This window comes from Streptomyces sp. NPDC028928 (assembly GCF_055564915.1).
Genome location: NZ_JBVHVI010000009.1, coordinates 218,756 through 236,501, shown reverse-complemented (window position 1 = coordinate 236,501; position 17,746 = coordinate 218,756). Strand labels below are relative to the sequence as shown.

Genomic DNA, 17,746 nt, shown 5'->3' with positions numbered 1-17,746 from the left:
CCGACCGGTCCCCCCGCTATGACTTCCGGCGCAGTGCGCGCAGCCCGCGCAACCCGATGACCCCGATGACCGTCCCCAATACGAGGGAAACGACGGCCAGCAGCAGGTGCACCCAGAAGTACGCGGTCGGGTGACCGTCGTCGAAGGCGAGTCCGCTGCTGTCCTTGGTCAAGTTCTTGATGAAAGTGATCCAGATGATCCAGCTCCACACCCCGAAGGCGAGCAGGAACCAGGAGATGGGGCGGCTGAGCTTCATGCGTCCAGTATCGCCGTCCGGGATCCGGGTCCGTGTCGGGGGTGGGGCCGCAGACGGGACTTCGCGGTCCGGTGCGGGTACGTTCTCGACCGTGCCCGCACCGAAGACGACCGGCCGGCGATCTGTGCTGGTCACCTCCGCCGTCCTGCTGTCCCTGTCCGTCACCGCGCCCGCCGCGCTCGCCGCGCCGACCCCCTCGGCAAGCCCCTCGACGAGCCCGACGGCCACACCCCCGGCCCGCATGTCCACCCTGGGCGGTGCCCGGCTCGGGATGCCGGGCACCCAGGTCAACCTCGCGCCCGGCGTGCCGGTGCTGCCCAAGGACCTCACCGCCCGTTCCTGGATCGTGTCCGACGCCGAGTCGGGCGAGGTCCTCGCGGCGCACAACGCGCACTGGCCGCTTCCTCCGGCGAGCACGCTGAAGATGCTGTTCGCGGACACCGTGCTGCCCCGCTTCCCGAAGGGCACCCGGCACAAGGTGGTGCCGTCGGACCTCAAGGGCGTAGGGGTCGGCTCCAGCGTGGTCGGGATAAAGGAGGGCGGCACCTACTCCGTCCACGACCTGTGGCTCGGGGTCTTCCTGCGCTCGGGCAACGACGCCGTGCACGTGCTGTCCGCGATGAACGGCGGTGTCCGCCAGACCGTCCAGGACATGCAGGACCACGCCGAGGAACTCCAGGCCATGGACACGCACGTGGTCTCACCGGACGGCTACGACGCGCCGGGCCAGGTGTCGTCGGCGTACGACCTGACGCTGTTCGCCCGCTCCGGGCTGCAGAAGAAGGACTTCCGGGACTACTGCTCGACCGTCAGCGCGAAGTTCGGCGCAGCCGAGATCCGGAACACCAACCGGCTGCTGAGCGGCGACAGCGACGTGCCCGTCTACCAGGGCATCGCGGGCGTGAAGAACGGCAAGACCACGAACGCGGGCGCCACCTTCACCGGGGTCGCCGAGCGGGGCGGCAAGGTGCTGCTGGTCACGGTGATGAATCCGGAGAAGCACGAGCACAACGAGGTCTACAAGGAGACCGCGAAGCTGCTCGACTGGGGCTTCCAGGCGGCCGGCAAGGTCAATCCGGTGGGTGAGCTGGTGCCGCCGAAGAGCGCCGCGCCGAGCACCGCGCAGCCCGGCCCCTCCGACACCGCCTCGGCCTCCGCCGGGCAGGCGAAGGGGGCCGGCGGGTCGGGCGGGAAGGTGGCGGCGAGCGCCTCCGCGGCGTCCGGCTCCAGCGGGGCGGGGATCGCCCTGGCCGTGGCGGGCGGGCTGCTGGTGCTGCTCGGCGGCGGGGCGTTCCTGGTCAACCGCCGGTGGCCGCTGCCGGACCTGATGCGCCGTCGGACGCGTCCCTGACCTCCGCCTCCTTGCTGCCCGTCGCCGTCCAGGAGGCGCAGAACAGGACCAGCTTGCACGTGAAGTTGATCCACAGCAGCAGCGCCACGGGCACCCCGAACGCGCCGTACATGCTCTTCGCCGCGACGCCCTGGATGTAGCCGCTGAGCAGCAGTTTCAGCAGTTCGAAGCCGATCGCGCCGAGCAGTGCGGCGACCAGCAGGCGGCGGCGCGACGGCTCGACGCCGGGCAGCAGGGTCAGGGCGTAGAGCAGGACGAGGAAGTCGGCGAGGACGGCGACGGCGAACGCGGCGACGGTCAGCAGCACACTGCCCCAGCCGTGCTCGTCCAGGCCGATCCGCCGGGACAGCCAGCCGACGGCGGCGGAGGCGAGGGTGGACGCGCCGAGGGTGACCAGCAGGGCGCCGCCGAGGCCGAGCAGGATGCCGGCGTCCTTGGCCTTGGTGAGGACCGGGTTCTCGTCGCGGTCCGGCAGCTCCCACACCGCGCGCAGGCAGTCCCGTACCTGGCCGACCCAGCCGATGCCGGTGAACAGCAGCACGGCGCCCGCGATGACGCCGACCGTGCCCGCGTTGTCCACCAGGGAGGTGAGGTCCAGCTGGTCGGACAGGCCCGGGAACTGGTCGGCGATCCGCTGCTCCACGGTCTTCTGGCGGGCCGGGCTGAGCGTGGCTGCGGTGATCGCGGCGGCCACGGTCAGCAGCGGGAACAGCGCGACGAAGCTGACGAACGTCATGGCGGCGGCCAGCCGGGCCCACTTCACCCGGTCCAGCCGCTCGTAGGACCGCCATGCGTGGGTGACGGTCAGCCGGGTGACGATCGGCCCGATGCCGGGCAGCTTCTTCAGCCAGTCCATGATCCGACTGTGCCCGCTGTACGGGAACGCCAACACCGCGTTTCTTCGCCCGAACGGTCATATAGGGGCGATACGGTCAACTGTCATGAAGGATGCCACCGAACTGCCCCAGTCCCTGCTCGTCCTCGGCGGCACGTCCGAGATCGCGCTGGCCACCGCGCGCCGGCTGATCGCCCGCCGCACGCGCACGGTGTGGCTGGCGGGCCGTCCCTCCCTCGCGTTGGAGAACGCGGCCGGGAGCCTGCGGGCGCTCGGCGCGGACGTCCACACCGTCGCCTTCGACGCGCTCGATCCCGCGTCCCACGAGACCGTCCTCGGCAAGGTGTTCGCCGAGGGTCCCGTCGACATGGTGCTGCTGGCCTTCGGCATCCTCGGCGACCAGGCGCACGACGAGCGCGATCCGGTCCGCGCGGTCCAGGTCGCCCAGACCAACTACACGGGAGCCGTCTCGGCGGGACTGGTCGCCGGGCGCGCCCTCCAGGCCCAGGGCTACGGCTCGCTCGTCGTCCTGTCCGCGGCGGCCGCGGAGCGCGCCCGCCGCGCCGACTTCATCTACGGCTCCAGCAAGGCCGGCCTGGACGCCTTCGCCCAGGGCCTCGGCGACGCCCTGCACGGCACCGGCGTGCACGTGATGGTCGTACGCCCCGGCTTCGTCCGGACGAGGAGGACGGCCGGCCGGTCGCGCACCCCGCTCGCGACGACGCCGGAGGCGGTCGCCACGGCGATCGAGCTGGGGCTGCGCCGCTGCTCGGAGACGGTGTGGGTGCCGGGGGCGCTCCGCCTGGTGATGGCGGCCCTGCGGCACGCACCCCGGGCGGTGTACCGGAGGCTGGCGCTCTGACGGGCCTAGGGGGTTTCGTTCGGATCAGCCCGGGTCCGCGACGCCCGGCGCCTGATCCGACCTGATCCAAACGAAACCCCCTAACGGCGGGCGATCGTGCCCCGTTCGACCTCCGCGTGGCCCGGCTGGGTCGGTACGACGGATCCCCCGAACGTGTACTCGCGCAGCTTGCGCCACACCCCGTCGGCGCCCTGCTCGTACAGCGCGAAGCCGGTGCACGACCACTCGGCCTCGAAGTCGGCCAGCTCCTCGAAGGCCCGGTCCATGGCCGCGTCCTCGATGCCGTGCGCGACGGTGACGTGCGGGTGGTACGGGAACTGCAACTCGCGCGGCACCGGCCCGGAGGTGTCCCGGATCCGCTGCTGGAGCCAGGCGCAGGCCTCGTCGCCCTGGACGACCCGCACGTAGACCACCGGCGACAGGGGCCGGAAGGTGCCGGTGCCGGACAGCCGCATCGGGAACGGCCGGCCCGCCGCGGCGACCTCGGAGAGGTGCGCGTCGACGGCCGGCAGGTCGGCCTCGTCCACCTCGGTCGGCGGCAGCAGCGTGACGTGGGTGGGGATGCCGTGAGCCGCGGCGTCGCCGAAGCCCGCGCGCCGCTCCTGGAGCAGGCTGCCGTGAGGCTCCGGGACCGCGATCGACACGCCGATCGTTACGGTCCCCACGTCGTCTCCTGTCGTCGTGTCTGTTTTCTGCTCAGCCGTCGGCTATGACTGTACGGCTCTGAGTGTCCTGTGGGCAGGCGCAGCGGAAGTGATGTGCAGCGCTCTGCCCGCGCGGGCCCGTGCGGTCGTACGCCTCAGTGCTTGGCCGGGAGGAAGCCCACGCGGTCGTACGCCTGCGCGAGGGTCTCGGCGGCGACGGCGCGCGCCTTCTCCGCGCCCTTGGCGAGGATCGCGTCGAGGGTCTCGGAGTCGTCCAGGTACTGCTGGGTGCGCTCCCGGAACGGCGTCACGAACTCGACCATGACCTCGGCGAGGTCGGTCTTGAGCGCGCCGTACATCTTGCCCTCGTACTCCTGCTCCAGTTCGGCGACGGTCTTGCCGGTGAGGGTGGAGTAGATGGTGAGGAGGTTGGAGACGCCCGGCTTGTTCTCGGCGTCGTAGCGGATCACCGTGTCCGTGTCGGTGACCGCGCTCTTGACCTTCTTCGCCGTGGTCTTCGGCTCGTCCAGGAGGTTGATGAGGCCCTTCGGCGTGGACGCCGACTTGCTCATCTTGACCGTGGGGTCCTGGAGGTCGTAGATCTTCGCCGTCTCCTTGAGGATGTACGGCTTCGGGATCGTGAAGGTGTCGCCGAAGCGGCCGTTGAAGCGCTCGGCGAGGTCGCGGGTCAGCTCGATGTGCTGGCGCTGGTCCTCGCCGACCGGCACCTCGTGGGCCTGGTACAGCAGGATGTCGGCGACCTGGAGGATCGGGTAGGTGAACAGGCCGACGGAGGCCCGGTCGGCGCCCTGCTTGGCGGACTTGTCCTTGAACTGGGTCATGCGGCTGGCCTCGCCGAAGCCGGTGAGGCAGTTCATGACCCACGCCAGCTGGGCGTGCTCGGGGACGTGGCTCTGCACGAAGAGGGTGCAGCGGTCCGGGTCCAGGCCGGCGGCCAGCAGCTGTGCGGCGGCGAGGCGGGTGTTGGCCCGCAGCTCCTCCGGGTCCTGCGGGACCGTGATCGCGTGCAGGTCGACCACCATGTAGAAGGCGTCGTGGGACTCCTGCAGGGCCACCCACTGGCGGACGGCGCCGAGGTAGTTGCCGAGGTGGAACGAGCCGGCGGTGGGCTGGATGCCGGAGAGCACGCGGGGTCGGTCAGTCGCCATGTTTTTTATTGTCTCAGAGAGCTCGGGGGGTTCTGTGCGTGGGGAACTGCGCGTAGTCGGTGGTTGCTCGCGCAGTTCCCCGCGCCCCTTTCAGGGGCGTGTCAGCCGAGGTCGACTTCCGGGTAGAGGGGGAAGCCCGCGACCAGGTCAGTCGCTCGCTGGGAGATCTCCTGGGCGACCTTCTCGTCCAGGACGTGGGCGGCCTTGGACGGGGCGCCCGACTTGGTGGTGCCCGGCTCCGTCGTCGTCAGGACGCGGTCGATCAGGGACGCCACCTCGTCCATCTCCGCCGTGCCGAGGCCGCGGGTGGTGAGGGCCGGGGTGCCGACGCGGATGCCGGAGGTGTACCAGGCGCCGTTCGGGTCGGCCGGGATGGCGTTGCGGTTGGTGACGATGCCCGAGTCGAGCAGGGCCGACTCGGCCTGGCGGCCGGTGAGGCCGTAGGAGGTGGCGACGTCGATCAGGCAGAGGTGGTTGTCGGTGCCGCCGGTGACCAGGGTGGCGCCGCGGCGCATCAGGCCCTCCGCCAGCGCGCGGGAGTTGTCGACGATGCGCTGGGCGTAGTCCTGGAAGGAGGGCCGGCGGGCCTCGGCGAGGGCGACGGCCTTGGCGGCCATGACGTGCGGGAGCGGGCCGCCGAGGACCATCGGGCAGCCGCGGTCGACCTGGTCCTTGAGGGAGTCGTCGCACAGGACCATGCCGCCGCGCGGGCCGCGCAGGGACTTGTGGGTGGTCGTGGTGACGATCTGGGCGTGCGGGACCGGGTCGAAGTCGCCGGTGAGGACCTTGCCCGCGACCAGGCCGGCGAAGTGCGCCATGTCGACCATGAGGGTGGCGCCGACCTCGTCGGCGATCTCGCGCATGATCCGGAAGTTCACCAGACGGGGGTACGCGGAGTAGCCGGCGACGATGATCAGCGGCTTGAACTCGCGGGCCTGGGCGCGCAGGGCCCCGTAGTCGACCAGGCCGGTGGCGGGGTCGGTGCCGTAGGAGCGCTGGTCGAACATCTTGCCGGAGATGTTGGGGCGGAAGCCGTGGGTGAGGTGGCCGCCGGCGTCCAGGGACATGCCGAGCATGCGCTGGTTGCCGAAGGCCTGGCGCAGCTCGGCCCAGTCGGCGTCGGTCAGGTCGTTGATCTGGCGGGCGCCGGCCTTCTCCAGGAAGGGCGCCTCGACACGGTCGGCCAGGACGGCCCAGAAGGCGACGAGGTTGGCGTCGATGCCGGAGTGCGGCTGGACGTAGGCGTGGCGGGCACCGAAGAGTTCGCGGGCGTGCTCGGCGGCGAGGGCCTCGACGGTGTCGACGTTGCGGCAGCCGGCGTAGAAGCGGCGGCCGATGGTGCCCTCGGCGTACTTGTCGCTGAACCAGTTGCCCATCGCGAGCAGCGTCGCCGGGGAGGCGTAGTTCTCGGACGCGATCAGCTTGAGCATGTCGCGCTGGTCGGCGACCTCCTGACCGATGGCGTCGGCGACGCGGGGCTCGACGGCGCGGATGACGTCGAGGGCGGCCCGGAAGGCCGTGGACTCGGTGGAGAGGGGGGCGGAATTCTCGGGCATCGGGGGGACCTCCGGACGGTGTGCGTACAGCGTTCACGTTCGGCCCAGGCGCACGGCACTCTTCCCGCTCGGGCCGCTCCCTGATGGTCCGTCCCATCCCAGCGCGCCAGTCACGGCCCGCTCGTCAGATTACCGGGCGCGCCGGACGGCGCAGGTCCCGCGTCCACCATGCGAGCGAGGATATGAAGGGGTTCACCGTCGTTTCCGGTCGTACTCGGGAGAGGCCGTGACCGCTGCAGAAGACCTCATCGCCGCCGCCGACGCGCACTGCGCGCCCACCTACGACCCGCTTCCGGTGGTGATCGCCACGGGTGAGGGGGCGTGGCTGACGGACGTGGCGGGACGGCGGTACCTGGACATGCTGGCCGGTTACTCCGCGCTGAACTTCGGACACGGCAACCGGCGGCTGGCCGAGGCGGCCCGGCGCCAGCTGGACCGGGTCACGCTGACCTCCCGCGCCTTCTACCACGACCGGTTCGCCGCGTTCTGCACCGAGCTGGCCCAGCTGTGCGGGATGGAGATGGTGCTGCCCATGAACACGGGCGCGGAGGCGGTGGAGAGCGCGGTGAAGACGGCCCGGAAGTGGGGGTACCGGGTGAAGGGGGTGCCCGCGGAGATGGCGAAGGTCGTCGTGGCGACCGGCAACTTCCACGGCCGTACGACCACGGTGATCAGCTTCTCGACGGATCCGGAGGCGCGGGCGGACTTCGGTCCGTACACGCCGGGCTTCGAGATCGTGCCGTACGGCGATCTGACGGCGATGCGGTCGGCGCTGACGGAGAACACGGTGGCGGTGCTGCTGGAGCCGATCCAGGGCGAGTCCGGGGTGATCGTGCCGCCCGCCGGTTATCTGGCCGGGGTGCGCGAGCTGACCCGCGAGCGGAACGTCCTCTTCATCGCCGACGAGATCCAGTCGGGGCTGGGCCGCACCGGGCGGACCTTCGCGTGCGAGCACGAGGGGGTCGTACCGGACGTGTACGTGCTGGGCAAGGCGCTGGGCGGCGGGATCGTGCCGGTGTCGGCGGTGGTGTCGAGCGCGGCGGTGCTCGGCGTGTTCCGGCCGGGTGAGCACGGCTCGACGTTCGGCGGGAATCCGCTGGCCTGCGCGGTGGCGCTGGAGGTGATCGCGATGCTGCGGACCGGGGAGTACCAGGAGCGGGCGGCGCGGCTGGGCGAACGGCTGCACGGGGTGCTGGGCGAGCTGCCGGGTACGGGCCGGGTGACGGCGGTACGGGGGCGCGGGCTGTGGGCCGGGGTGGACGTCTCCCGGGCGGTCGGCACCGGGCGGGAGGTCTCCGAGCGGCTGCTGGCCCGCGGGGTCCTGGTCAAGGACACCCACGGGCCGACGATCCGGATCGCGCCGCCGCTGGTGATCGCCGAGGAGGACCTGGACTGGGGGCTGGAGCAGCTGCGGGCGGTGCTGTCCGGGGCATGATCAGCGGAGCGGGATGTCGGTGCCGTGCTGGTCCGCGGGCCGGGGTCCGAAGATGCGCCGGTCGCTCTCGTCGATGGCGACGTCGTTGATGCTCGCCTCCCGGCGGCGCATCAGGCCGTGCTCGTCGAACTCCCACAGTTCGTTGCCGTAGGAGCGCCACCACTGGCCGTCGGTGTCACGGCACTCGTACTGGAAGCGGACGGCGATGCGGTGGTCGTGGAAGCTCCAGAGGCTCTTGCGCAGCGCGTAGTCCCGTTCGCGCTGCCACTTCTCGGTCAGGAAGGCGACGATCTCGTCCCGGCCGGTGACGAACCGGTCCCTGTTCCGCCAGACGGAGTCCGGGGTGTAGGCGAGGGCCACCCGGTGGGGGTCGCGGGTGTTCCAGGCGTCCTCGGCGGCCTGCACCTTCCGGCGGGCGGTTTCCAGGGTGAAGGGCGGGTGGGGCGGGTGGTCTTCGGGCACGGCGGCCTCCTCGGGCCTCAGGTCGAGAACGAGCGTTCTCGACGCGGTGCGCCTAAAATAGAGAACGCACGTTCTCGACGTCAAGGAGCCCGGATGCCCGCCCCCCTCACCGAGGAACAGACCCGCCTGGACCGCGAGACCCTCCTCGACGCCGCGGAGGCCCTCTTCTACGCGCACGGCATCCAGGCGGTCGGGATGGACCGGGTCCGCGAGGCGTCCGGCCTGCCCCTGAAGCGGATCTACCGGCTCTTCGCCACCAAGGAGGACCTCGTGGTCGCCATGCTCCGGCGACGCGACCGGCGCTGGCGCGCGAGCCTGGCCGCGCACGTGGAGAACGTCCCGGACCCCCGCGGGCGGGTGCTGGCGGTCTTCGACTGGCTCGCCGAGTGGTTCGCCGAGCCCGGCTTCCGCGGCTGCGCCTGGATCAACGTCCACGGTGAGCTGGGCGAGTCGTCCGAGCCCGTCCTGGCCGAGGTCCGGTCCCACAAGCAGGCCTTCCACGACCAGTTGGCGACCTGGGTCCGTGCCACGGGCGTGCCGGTGGCGGAGCCGGTGTACCTGCTCACGGAGGGAGCCATCGTCACGGCGGGCATCACCGGGGATCCGGCCGTGGCGGGGCAGGCTCGGGCGGCGGTGGAGAGGCTGCTCGGCGGCTAGAGGATCACATGGGGCAGGAAGCGGGCGTACTCGTCGGTGATCAGGCCTGTGGATTCGCGGATGCCGAGGCCCGCCGGTTCGTCCTGGACGACCCAGGCGCCGAGGACCACGTGGTTGCCGTCGAAGGTGGGGAGGGGGGCCAACTGCTGGTAGCAGCAGGGCTCGTCACGCGGGACGACGGGTGTGCCCGGGGGGTGGACGGTGACGCCCTCGCCCTCTCGGCCGAGGAGGGGCTTGGCAACGTAGCCGGTGGTGCCGGCCAGCTCGCGGGGGCCGTCCAGGTAGGCGGGGAGGAGGTTGGGGTGGTCCGGGTACAGCTCCCAGAGGATGGGCAGCAGGGCCTTGTTGCTCAGGAGCATCTTCCAGGCCGGTTCGATCCACAGGGTGCTGCCGGTGCCACCGCCGTTGTCCAGGGTGTCCAGGACGTGCCCGCCGAAGGCGTCGGTGGTGAGCCACTCCCACGGGTAGAGCTTGAAGATGCCCCGGATGAACCGGAGTCGGTTGTCCACGAAGCGGCCGGAGAGGGTGTCCCAGCCGATCTCCTCCATGGCCAGCCAGTCGGTGGTCAGGCCGGCCTGCTCGGCCGTCTCCTTGAGGTAGGCCACCGTCATCAGGTCCTCGCCGAGTTCGTCGGCGGCGGAGTGCGCGAAGTGCAGCGGGCTGCCGGGCGGGAGGAGCGCGGACTGGGCGCGCCAGGCTTCCACCAGGCGTACGTGCAGGGAGTTCCACTGGTCCGCGCCGGGGAAACGATCCTCCATCCAGAACCACTGCGGGGAGGCGGCCTCGACCAGGGAGGTGGGGGTGTCCGCGTTGTACTCCAGCAGCTTCGCCGGTCCCGTCCCGTCGTAGCGCAGGTCGAAACGGCCGTAGACGGACGGGAGTTCGGCGCGGCGGTGCCAGGCCTCGGTGACCGCCGCGGCCACCCGCGGGTCGGTGATGCCGAGGTCGGCGAGCCGGTCCTCGGCCACGATGTGTCCGGCCGCCGCGAGGCACATGCGGTGCAGTTCCTCGACGGTCTCCTCCAGCGCCTCGACCTCCTCCAGAGAGAAGACGTAGTAGGCGCTCTCGTCCCAGTAGGGGCGCAGCGAGCCGTCGGGGTGGCGGGTGAGCGGGTAGATCAGGCCCTGGGCCTCGACGGTCTGCTGCCAGCCGGGGCGGGGCGTGAGGGTACGGCGTTCCATGGGTGTGTTCCGGTCAGCCGCCGGAGCTGCCCTTGCCGCCGCCGAAGCCACCGCGGTGGACTCCGCCGCTCCCGCTGTGGTGGTCGTCGTCATCGTCGTACGAGCCGCTGCCCGAGCCCCCGCCCGGCTTGGTGAAGGAGCCGCCGTCGACCCAGCCGTCCTCCTCCTCGCCGTCGTAGTACCAGGCGGCGTCGACCTTCTTCTTGAGGCTCTTCTTCTTGCCCGCCGTCTTGCCCGTCGTCTTCAGGGAACCGCTCGTCGTCGTCTTGCAGTCCTTGTCCGAGACGACCTTGTAGCCCTTGGCGAGGTTGTAGCTGTCCCGGTCGACGCAGCGCTCGTCCGGTTCGGACGAGCAGGCGGTCAGCGCGGCGGCCAGCAGGCCCATGCCGCCGAGGACCACCGTGCCGGACCGCCGTGGCCGACGTGTGCGCTCCATGGTTCTTCCCCCCGTCAGATGTCGTGTTCCGGCCGTCAGCCTAGAGATCGGTGTGAGTGCCCTCGGCAGGGGGTCCGGTCCCGGCCACTCCCCTAGAGTCGCTTCGTGCTCTTTGGAATGGTGTGTGCTCTTGGTGCCGCGGTCTGCTTCGGTACGGCGACGGTGTTGCAGGCGGTGGCGGCGCGGACGGCGGCCACCGGGAGCGGTGGGGGCGGGGACGCGGCGCTGCTGCTGCGGGCGCTGCGGCAGTGGCGGTACCTCGCCGGGCTCGGACTGGACGGGCTGGGCTTCCTCCTCCAGGTCGCGGCCCTGCGGTCGGTGCCGATCTACGCGGTGGGCGCGGCCCTTGCCGCGAGCCTCGCGGTGACGGCGGTGGTGGCGGCGCGGCTGCTGCGGGTCCGGCTGAGCGGGCCGGAGTGGGCCGCCGTGGGGGTGGTGTGCGCGGGACTCGCCCTGCTGGGGCTGGCCTCGGGCACCGAGGGCGACCGGGGCGGTCCTGAGTGGCTGCGGTACGCGATGGTGGCGGCCGCGGTGGCCGTGCTGCTGCTCGGCGGGGTCGGCGGGCGCCTGTCCGGCCGGGGGCGGGCGCTGCTGCTGGGGCTCGGCGCCGGGTGCGGATTCGGGGTGGTGGAGGTGACGGTACGGCTGGTCGACTCCCTGCGGCCGGCGGATCTGCTGGCCAACCCGGCGACGTACGCGCTGCTGCTCGGCGGCGCGGCCGCGTTCCTGCTGCTCACCTCGGCCCTTCAGCGGGGGTCGGTGACGACCGCCACGGCCGGGGTGGTCCTCGGTGAGACGGTCGGGCCGGCCGCGGTGGGGGTCATCTGGCTCGGGGACCGCACGAGGGACGGGCTGGCGTGGGTCGCGGCGCTCGGGTTCGCCGTGGCGGTGGTGGGGGCGTTGGCGCTGGCCCGCTTCGGGGAGGCGCCGGCGGAGTAGCGTTCCGTGTGAGACCTCCCGGCTGCCGAAGCAGTCACCAGTTGGGGCCGGCCAGGAGGTAGGCGATGCCCATGAGGACGGCAAGGATCAACGCCGGTACTGCCAGACCCTTCTCGATCGCGGTGAGAGTGTGCGTACCGCTCGCCGCCTGCCTTGAGTAGCGCTCCCTCCGCGCCTCCAGGTCGTGCCGGGCGAGCGCGCCGACGACCAACGCCACCGCGGCGGTGATCAGGGACACGGTGAGCGGGGTGAGCGCTCCGTGCTCGTGGATGTTGTCCTCGACGTTGCCGTATATCCCTTCCGCGCTGCGTTCCGCGACTGCCGCCACCGCCGCCTGGACGGCCAGAACGAAGGTGACGGCCGCGGTGCCGGCGAGGGCGAGCGCGGCACCGGCGAGGGCAGGCGCCCGGTGGCTCCTGGTCCTGGGCGGGCTCAGGGTCGTCTGCCGGCCTTGACGCGAGGAGTCGATGATCGTGATGTCCTGCTCGTGCGAGGACCGCTCGGGCTGCTGCTGCCGGGAGGCGGGGTCGCGCGAGGTCCGGGAGCCGGAATCCGACGAGGACGTGGAATCGTCCGCCGGGACCACCACCGCCTCGACGTGGATCATCTCCTCGTGCGCCACGCCCCTCAGCACGATGTCACCGGACAGGTGGCCCTCGGCGGTCGCGTCGACGCGGACCTTCAGACCGTTCTCGGTCGGATCCACCCGCAGCCATGGCTGCATGGCCTGGGCCACGCAGTGCCGGGCCAGCGGCGGACCGTTCATGGTCACGGACTTCGCCTGCGGGGTGGACCCCTTCGGCACATGCCCGAAGTCCAGGCGGTCCGCGGACGGCGTCAGACGGATGTCGCGCAGAGCGCGGCACGCCTCGTCGGCGATCTGCCGGATGTCGTTGCGCGCGACCTCCTCCAGGGTCTGCCGCGCCCCCTCCGCGATGGGCAGGGACTCGTCGTGCAGACGGTTGCGCAGTTCCAGCACCGCGCCCAGGCGGGTGAGGACGTTGTCGCTGTTCAGGGCCGCCTGCAGGGCGAGCGGCGAGGGAACGGCGACGATCTTTATATAGCCGCGTCGGCTGTGTGCCAGATGCAACTCCCCCTGCATCTCCACCGTCTTGCTCGGGGTCTGGTGCGGATTCTGCTCCTGTACGTGGTCGTAGACGTAGTCGTACAGATCGTCGAGGGAGATCTCGCCGTCCCCGTCGAGGTCGGCCTCACCGGTCCCCAGGCCCTGCACGACCGCGTGCGTGAAGACGGAGGGCCGTGGAGCGGAGTTCTCGGTGAGTTCATCGTCCTCGAAGGCGTACTCCATCGAGTTCGACGCCGTGATGACGGCCCAGCCCCGCCCACCGGCCGGCTTGTCCTTCCGGAAGGAGTCGAGGACGTTGACCTCCCCGGAAGCGCGCACGGCGGACGAGCCACGGGAGAAGGCGCCGCCGTAGCAGCAGTCGAGGAACAGGACGGTGCGTCCGGCCCGGGTGCGGGACATGCACGCGCGGACGAACTGGGCGGGGATGGCCGTGGCGTCCAACAGCCGTGGCTCGGTGTCGCTGGCGGCGAAGTACAGCTCACCGGACTCGCTCTTGAGGCCGTGACAGGAGAAGTGCAGCAGGAGGGTGTCGTCGCGGCGCCGGTCGTTGAAGAATCCCTGGATGCGTCTACGCATGAGGTCGGCCGACGCGTTGCGCACGACCTGCACCTCGAAGTCGCCGATCTGCGGGTCGTGCAGCACCTCGGCGAGGGCCGCGGCGTCCTGGGCAGGCGCCCTGAGCTTCGTCAGTCCCTGGTCGGTGTAATGGTCGTTGGCGATGATCAGCGCGTGTCGGGCATCCGTCATGGCCGGTCCCCAGCCGTGGAATGGCGTTGGCTGAAGATCTTGAGCGCCTCCGCGACCTGTTCGTCGGTCGCCTCGGACATCTCCAGGATGTCGTCACCCATCTGCAGGCGGAAGACGGCCGCGTGTCATGGCACCGGCCCAGCCATGACCGGACCACGCTCACCACCTGGTCCAGGGCTGCCACCGAGCTGCCCAGGCCCACCAGCAGGGTGCCGATCTCACCGACATCCACGGCTCGTGCTCCGGGCGGGAGCTGCCCGGAGGGCATCGCCGTGACGTCGTCCACGTCGAGAGCGAGCAGTTCTTCGCGCAGATAGCCGGTCAGCTCCGCCACACGTTCGGCTTCCGCCCCCTCCTCGGACAGGAAGATCAGCAAGTGCTTGTCCACCGGCTCAGCCCCCTCGGTCGTGCGCTCAGGGGCGGCGCAGAGCGGACGATCCATGGCTCCACGTCCGCTTTCCCAGTCTCCGTCCGCAGCTGTGCACCGGCAAATCAGCCCAGGGTGAGGCCGCTACGGCAGCACCCGGCACAACGCCTCCAGCGCCGCCGACCATGCGCTGTCCGGTGGGGTGCCGTAGCCGACGACCAAGGCGTCCAGGGGGTCGGTGACGGCCTGCGGGTGGCGGTGGAAGGAGAGGCCGTGGAGGGCCAGGCCCTGCCAGGCCGCCGCCTGGACCACCGACTCCTCCGTGCCGGGCGGGAGACGGAGGACCGCGTGCAGGCCGGCGGCGATGCCGGTGACCCGGACGTCCGGTGCGCGCTCGGTCACCGCGGTGGTGAGGGCGTCGCGGCGGTGGCGGTAGCGGAGGCGGGAGGAGCGGACGTGGCGGTCGTACGCGCCGGAGGTGAGGAACTCCGCGAGAGTGAGCTGTTCGAGGACGCCGACGGTGTCCGCCTGGCCCTTGGCCGAGACGGCCTGCGCGGCCAGGTCCGCGGGCAGCACCATCCAGCCCAGCCGCAGTCCGGGTGCGAGCGACTTGCTGGCGGTGCCGAGATAGACGACCCGGTCCGGGGCGAGGCCCTGCAGCGCGCCGACGGGCTGGCGGTCGTAGCGGAACTCGCCGTCGTAGTCGTCCTCCAGGATCAGCCCGCCGGTGCGGCGCGCCCAGGCCACGACGGCGGCCCGGCGGTCGGGGTGCAGGGGCGTGCCCATGGGGAACTGGTGGGCGGGGGTGAGCAGCACCGCGCCCGCCTCGCCCGGCTCGCGGGGGTCCGTGCCCAGGTCGTCGTACGGCAGCGCGGGCGTAGCGAGGCCCGCGCCGCGCAGCAGGGCCCAGTGGACGTCGAGGCCGTACGACTCCACCGCCACCGTCCGCACCCCGCGGGCCCGCAGCACCTTGCCGAGGATGGTCAGGGCGTGCGAGAAGCCGGCGGTGATCACGATCGTGTCGGGGTCGGTGCGGACGCCGCGGGCACGGGCGAGGTAGCCGGCGAGGGCGGTGCGCAGTTCGGGGCGGCCGCGCGGGTCGCCGTAGCCGAGGGCGTGGAAGGGGGCCGTGGCCAGGGCCCGGCGGGTGGCCTTGAGCCACTCGGTGCGCGGGAAGGCGGCGAGGTCGGGGGTGCCGGGGATCAGGTCGTGGCGGGGGCGGGCGGGGGTGCGCCGGGGGGTCGCCGGGGTGGTGCCCGAGGGCGTGGGCACGCCGGTCGCCACCCGGGTGCCGGAGCCCTGGCGGGCGGTGAGCCAGCCCTCCGCGACCAGGTCGGCGTAGGCCTCGGCGACGGTGTTGCGGGCGATGCCGAGGTCGGCGGCGAGGGAGCGGGAAGAGGGCAGCCGGGTGCCGGGGGCCAGGCGTCCGGTGCGGACGGCGTCGCGCAGGGCGTCGGTCAGGCCCCGGCGCAGGCCGCCCGAGCCGCTCGGTTCCAGGTGCAGGTCGACGCCCAAAGTGGCCCAGGATCTCGCCATGGAAATGGACCATACTCCTGGGCTGCCCGGCTCCTAGGGTCGAGGCATGAGCACTGCACAGGAAACCGTCGAGTACGCCGCCGAAGAAGCCCCGCGGCTGCGCTGGGCCGAGCACGCCCCCGAGGTCTACAAGGCGATGATCCGCCTGGACAGCGCGGCCAGGCAGGGCCTGGACCCCACGCTGTACGAGCTGGTGAAGATCCGCGCCTCGCAGCTCAACCACTGCGCGTTCTGCCTCGACATGCACACCAAGGACGCCCTCGCGGCCGGTGAGAGCGTCGAGCGGATCGTGCAGCTGAGCGCGTGGCAGGAGTCGCGGCACTTCTACACCGAGAAGGAGCTGGCGGCGATCGAGCTGACCGAGGCGGTCACCGTCCTCACCGACGGGTTCGTGCCGGACGAGGTGTATGCCAAGGCCGCCAAGCACTTCGAGGAGGAGGAGCTGGCCCGGCTGGTCGCCGCGATCACGGTGATCAACGCCTGGAACCGGTTCGGCGTGACCTTCCGGATGACCCCGGGGCACTACCAGCCCGGGCAGCACAAGTGAGCAAGGCCGAGGCGTTCCGCACGCTGCACCAGGGGCGCGCCCCGGGTGATCCGCTGATTCTGCCGGGGCCCTGGGACGCGGCGAGCGCGCGGGTGTTCGTCGACGCCGGGTTCCCGGCGCTGGCCACGCCGAGCGCGGGGGTGGCCGCCTCGCTCGGGTACGCGGACGGGGCCACCCCGGCCGACGAGATGTTCGCGGCGGTCGCCCGGATCACGCGGGCCGTGGACGTGCCGGTGTCGGCGGACGTCGAGGGAGGGTACGGGCTCGCTCCCAAGGAGCTGGTCGAGCGGCTGCTGGAGGCGGGGGCCGTCGGGTGCAACCTCGAGGACTCCGACGGGGGTGTCCTCAAGGATCCGCACGCGCACGCCGAGTTCCTCGCCGAGGTACGGGCCGCCGCCGGCGACCGGTTGTTCGTCAACGCTCGCGTGGACACCTTCGTGCACGGCGACGGCGATCCCGAACGGGCCGTCGAGCGGGCCGCGTTGTACGTCGCGGCGGGCGCGGACTGCGTCTATCCGATCCTCGCCCCGCCCGCCGTACTGCCCCTGCTGCGGGCCGGGATCCAGGGCCCGCTGAACGCCCTCGCCCGCCTGGACGCGGACGGCCCCGAGCCCGCCGCGCTCGGCGGGCTCGGGGCCACCCGGATCACCTTCGGGCCGGGCCTCCAGCGGCGGGCCGCGGCCGCGCTGCGGGAGATCGCCGACGGGCTCAGCCGGTAGACGGGTTCAGGACAGCCACTTCTTCCACACGTCGGGGTGGCTGTCCACCCACTTCTTCGCCGCCTCCTGCGGGTCCAGCTTCTGCTCGGCGATCATCAGGGAGACCTCGTTCTGGTCCTCCGTCGTCCACCGGAACTTCTTCAGGAAGGCCGCGGCCTTCCCGCCGGACTTCGCGAAGTCGGCGTTGAGGTACTTCTGCAGCGGGGTGTGCGGGTAGGAGCAGGCGACCTTCTCCGGGTCCGCGTCGCAGCCCTCCTTGTACGGCGGCAGCTTCACCTCGGTCATCGGCACCTTCTCGAACAGCCACTGGGGCGAGTACCAGTAGGTCAGGAAGGGCTTCTTCTCCTTCGCGAACTGCTGCATCTGCGTGATCTGGGCCGCCTCGGAACCGGCGAAGACCACCTGGTAGTCCAGCTTCAGGTTCTTCACCAGCGCCTTGTCGTTGGTGACGTAGGACGGGGAGCCGTCCATCAGCTGGCCCTTGCCGCCGCTCTCCGCGGTGCGGAAGAGCGAGGCGTACTTGTTCAGGTTCCGCCAGTCCGTGATGTCCGGGTGCTCCTTGGCGAGGTACGTCGGCACGAACCAGCCGATGTGACCGGTCACCCCGAGGTCGCCGGCGCGCGCGATCGTCTTCTTGTCGGTGACGTACCGCTTCTCCTGGTCCGGGTGGCCCCAGTCCTCCAGGAGGGCGTCGACCCGGCCCTGGCTGAGCGCGTCCCAGGCGGGCACCTCGTCGACCTGGACGGTGTCGACGCGGTAGCCGAGCTTGTGCTCCAGGATGTACTGGGCGACGGCCACGTTGGACTGCGCGCCCACCCAGGACTGCACGGACAGGGTGACGGTCTTCGATCCCTGCGCGTTGGCGAACGGGCTGGCCTGCTTGGTCATGTCGGCGGCGCCGCAGCCGGTGGCCAGGGCCAGTACGGCGACGGCGGCCGGGACGGTGGTACGAAGGCGCAT

The 17,746-nt window shown here is 71.6% G+C and carries 18 protein-coding genes and 1 riboswitch; of the genes, 7 read left to right on the top strand and 11 right to left on the bottom strand.

All coding sequences use genetic code 11. The features are described 5' to 3' along the window. Positions 1–16: 16 nt before the first annotated feature. Complete coding sequence (locus ACZ4U1_RS22930; protein ID WP_467905525.1) at positions 17–256, bottom strand: SCO4848 family membrane protein; 240 nt, start codon at positions 254–256, stop codon at positions 17–19. A 91-nt stretch (positions 257–347) separates the two neighbouring features. Between ACZ4U1_RS22930 and ACZ4U1_RS22925 the strand changes: the two genes are divergently transcribed. Further along, positions 348–1,607, top strand: coding sequence for a D-alanyl-D-alanine carboxypeptidase family protein (locus tag ACZ4U1_RS22925; RefSeq protein ID WP_467905523.1), 1,260 nt, complete (start codon positions 348–350; stop codon positions 1,605–1,607). On the opposite strand, the gene ACZ4U1_RS22920 is transcribed toward ACZ4U1_RS22925, so the two are convergent. Then, positions 1,555–2,463 carry a YihY/virulence factor BrkB family protein gene (locus ACZ4U1_RS22920; RefSeq protein WP_467905521.1) on the bottom strand — a complete coding sequence of 303 codons (909 nt, stop codon included), beginning with the start codon at positions 2,461–2,463 and terminating at the stop codon, positions 1,555–1,557. The genes ACZ4U1_RS22925 and ACZ4U1_RS22920 overlap by 53 nt on opposite strands. Before the next feature lie 85 nt (positions 2,464–2,548). On the opposite strand from ACZ4U1_RS22920, the gene ACZ4U1_RS22915 reads away from it, so the two are divergent. After that, on the top strand, positions 2,549–3,304 hold the full coding sequence (locus ACZ4U1_RS22915) for a decaprenylphospho-beta-D-erythro-pentofuranosid-2-ulose 2-reductase (RefSeq protein WP_467905519.1): 756 nt from the start codon (positions 2,549–2,551) through the stop codon (positions 3,302–3,304). A gap of 80 nt (positions 3,305–3,384) precedes the next feature. On the opposite strand, the gene ACZ4U1_RS22910 is transcribed toward ACZ4U1_RS22915, so the two are convergent. The 3 genes from ACZ4U1_RS22910 to ACZ4U1_RS22900 all read right to left on the bottom strand — a co-directional run bounded on the left by ACZ4U1_RS22910 (position 3,385) and on the right by ACZ4U1_RS22900 (position 6,673). Continuing rightward, positions 3,385–3,969, bottom strand: a complete 585-nt coding sequence (locus tag ACZ4U1_RS22910; RefSeq protein ID WP_467905517.1) for a 2'-5' RNA ligase family protein — start codon at positions 3,967–3,969, stop codon at positions 3,385–3,387. Positions 3,970–4,103: 134 nt separating this feature from the next. Further along, the gene (gene trpS, locus ACZ4U1_RS22905) at positions 4,104–5,117 is read right to left on the bottom strand and encodes a tryptophan--tRNA ligase (protein WP_467905516.1); all 1,014 of its coding nucleotides are present in this window, start codon (positions 5,115–5,117) and stop codon (positions 4,104–4,106) included. Between the two features lie 101 nt (positions 5,118–5,218). Beyond that, positions 5,219–6,673: a glycine hydroxymethyltransferase gene (locus ACZ4U1_RS22900; RefSeq protein ID WP_467905515.1), complete on the bottom strand. Its 1,455-nt coding sequence runs from the start codon at positions 6,671–6,673 to the stop codon at positions 5,219–5,221. Between the two features lie 35 nt (positions 6,674–6,708). Further along, a riboswitch (ZMP/ZTP riboswitch) is annotated at positions 6,709–6,797 on the bottom strand. A 102-nt stretch (positions 6,798–6,899) separates the two neighbouring features. On the opposite strand from ACZ4U1_RS22900, the gene rocD reads away from it, so the two are divergent. Continuing rightward, entirely contained in the window at positions 6,900–8,108 is a 1,209-nt protein-coding gene (gene rocD, locus ACZ4U1_RS22895) for an ornithine--oxo-acid transaminase (RefSeq protein WP_467905514.1), read from the top strand. Here the strand turns inward: rocD and ACZ4U1_RS22890 are convergent, their stop codons facing one another. Next, on the bottom strand, positions 8,109–8,570 hold the full coding sequence (locus ACZ4U1_RS22890) for a nuclear transport factor 2 family protein (protein ID WP_467905513.1): 462 nt from the start codon (positions 8,568–8,570) through the stop codon (positions 8,109–8,111). 93 nt (positions 8,571–8,663) lie between these two features. Between ACZ4U1_RS22890 and ACZ4U1_RS22885 the strand changes: the two genes are divergently transcribed. Next, positions 8,664–9,227 carry a TetR/AcrR family transcriptional regulator gene (locus ACZ4U1_RS22885; RefSeq protein WP_467905512.1) on the top strand — a complete coding sequence of 188 codons (564 nt, stop codon included), beginning with the start codon at positions 8,664–8,666 and terminating at the stop codon, positions 9,225–9,227. Here ACZ4U1_RS22885 and ACZ4U1_RS22880 read toward each other — a convergent pair. Both ACZ4U1_RS22880 and ACZ4U1_RS22875 read right to left on the bottom strand, forming a co-directional pair. Then, entirely contained in the window at positions 9,224–10,408 is a 1,185-nt protein-coding gene (locus tag ACZ4U1_RS22880) for a glutathionylspermidine synthase family protein (RefSeq protein ID WP_467905511.1), read from the bottom strand. The genes ACZ4U1_RS22885 and ACZ4U1_RS22880 overlap by 4 nt on opposite strands. A gap of 13 nt (positions 10,409–10,421) precedes the next feature. Then, on the bottom strand, positions 10,422–10,844 hold the full coding sequence (locus ACZ4U1_RS22875; RefSeq protein WP_467905510.1) for a hypothetical protein: 423 nt from the start codon (positions 10,842–10,844) through the stop codon (positions 10,422–10,424). 117 nt (positions 10,845–10,961) lie between these two features. Between ACZ4U1_RS22875 and ACZ4U1_RS22870 the strand changes: the two genes are divergently transcribed. Then, positions 10,962–11,783: a hypothetical protein gene (locus tag ACZ4U1_RS22870; RefSeq protein WP_467905717.1), complete on the top strand. Its 822-nt coding sequence runs from the start codon at positions 10,962–10,964 to the stop codon at positions 11,781–11,783. A 34-nt stretch (positions 11,784–11,817) separates the two neighbouring features. On the opposite strand, the gene ACZ4U1_RS22865 is transcribed toward ACZ4U1_RS22870, so the two are convergent. Together ACZ4U1_RS22865 and pdxR are read right to left on the bottom strand one after the other, a co-directional pair. Beyond that, the gene (locus ACZ4U1_RS22865) at positions 11,818–13,617 is read right to left on the bottom strand and encodes a caspase family protein (RefSeq protein WP_467905509.1); all 1,800 of its coding nucleotides are present in this window, start codon (positions 13,615–13,617) and stop codon (positions 11,818–11,820) included. 511 nt (positions 13,618–14,128) lie between these two features. Continuing rightward, complete coding sequence (gene pdxR, locus ACZ4U1_RS22860) at positions 14,129–15,520, bottom strand: MocR-like pyridoxine biosynthesis transcription factor PdxR (protein ID WP_467905508.1); 1,392 nt, start codon at positions 15,518–15,520, stop codon at positions 14,129–14,131. A gap of 46 nt (positions 15,521–15,566) precedes the next feature. Between pdxR and ACZ4U1_RS22855 the strand changes: the two genes are divergently transcribed. Further along, positions 15,567–16,067, top strand: coding sequence for a carboxymuconolactone decarboxylase family protein (locus ACZ4U1_RS22855; protein ID WP_467905507.1), 501 nt, complete (start codon positions 15,567–15,569; stop codon positions 16,065–16,067). Beyond that, positions 16,064–16,786 carry an isocitrate lyase/PEP mutase family protein gene (locus ACZ4U1_RS22850; protein WP_467905505.1) on the top strand — a complete coding sequence of 241 codons (723 nt, stop codon included), beginning with the start codon at positions 16,064–16,066 and terminating at the stop codon, positions 16,784–16,786. The genes ACZ4U1_RS22855 and ACZ4U1_RS22850 overlap by 4 nt, the downstream gene beginning before the upstream one ends. Positions 16,787–16,792: 6 nt before the next feature. Here the strand turns inward: ACZ4U1_RS22850 and ACZ4U1_RS22845 are convergent, their stop codons facing one another. Further along, the gene (locus ACZ4U1_RS22845) at positions 16,793–17,746 is read right to left on the bottom strand and encodes an ABC transporter substrate-binding protein (RefSeq protein WP_467905504.1); all 954 of its coding nucleotides are present in this window, start codon (positions 17,744–17,746) and stop codon (positions 16,793–16,795) included.

Coding starts and splice junctions, on each gene's coding strand:
- ACZ4U1_RS22930 (WP_467905525.1), bottom strand. CDS start 256: ATGAAGCTCAGCCGCCCCATCTCCTGGTTCCTGCTCGCCTTCGGGGTG.
- ACZ4U1_RS22920 (WP_467905521.1), bottom strand. CDS start 2,463: ATGGACTGGCTGAAGAAGCTGCCCGGCATCGGGCCGATCGTCACCCGG.
- ACZ4U1_RS22915 (WP_467905519.1), top strand. CDS start 2,549: ATGAAGGATGCCACCGAACTGCCCCAGTCCCTGCTCGTCCTCGGCGGC.
- trpS (WP_467905516.1), bottom strand. CDS start 5,117: ATGGCGACTGACCGACCCCGCGTGCTCTCCGGCATCCAGCCCACCGCC.
- ACZ4U1_RS22900 (WP_467905515.1), bottom strand. CDS start 6,673: ATGCCCGAGAATTCCGCCCCCCTCTCCACCGAGTCCACGGCCTTCCGG.
- ACZ4U1_RS22885 (WP_467905512.1), top strand. CDS start 8,664: ATGCCCGCCCCCCTCACCGAGGAACAGACCCGCCTGGACCGCGAGACC.
- ACZ4U1_RS22880 (WP_467905511.1), bottom strand. CDS start 10,408: ATGGAACGCCGTACCCTCACGCCCCGCCCCGGCTGGCAGCAGACCGTC.
- ACZ4U1_RS22875 (WP_467905510.1), bottom strand. CDS start 10,844: ATGGAGCGCACACGTCGGCCACGGCGGTCCGGCACGGTGGTCCTCGGC.
- ACZ4U1_RS22870 (WP_467905717.1), top strand. CDS start 10,962: ATGGTGTGTGCTCTTGGTGCCGCGGTCTGCTTCGGTACGGCGACGGTG.
- ACZ4U1_RS22865 (WP_467905509.1), bottom strand. CDS start 13,617: ATGACGGATGCCCGACACGCGCTGATCATCGCCAACGACCATTACACC.
- pdxR (WP_467905508.1), bottom strand. CDS start 15,520: ATGGCGAGATCCTGGGCCACTTTGGGCGTCGACCTGCACCTGGAACCG.
- ACZ4U1_RS22855 (WP_467905507.1), top strand. CDS start 15,567: ATGAGCACTGCACAGGAAACCGTCGAGTACGCCGCCGAAGAAGCCCCG.
- ACZ4U1_RS22845 (WP_467905504.1), bottom strand. CDS start 17,746: ATGCGCCTTCGTACCACCGTCCCGGCCGCCGTCGCCGTACTGGCCCTG.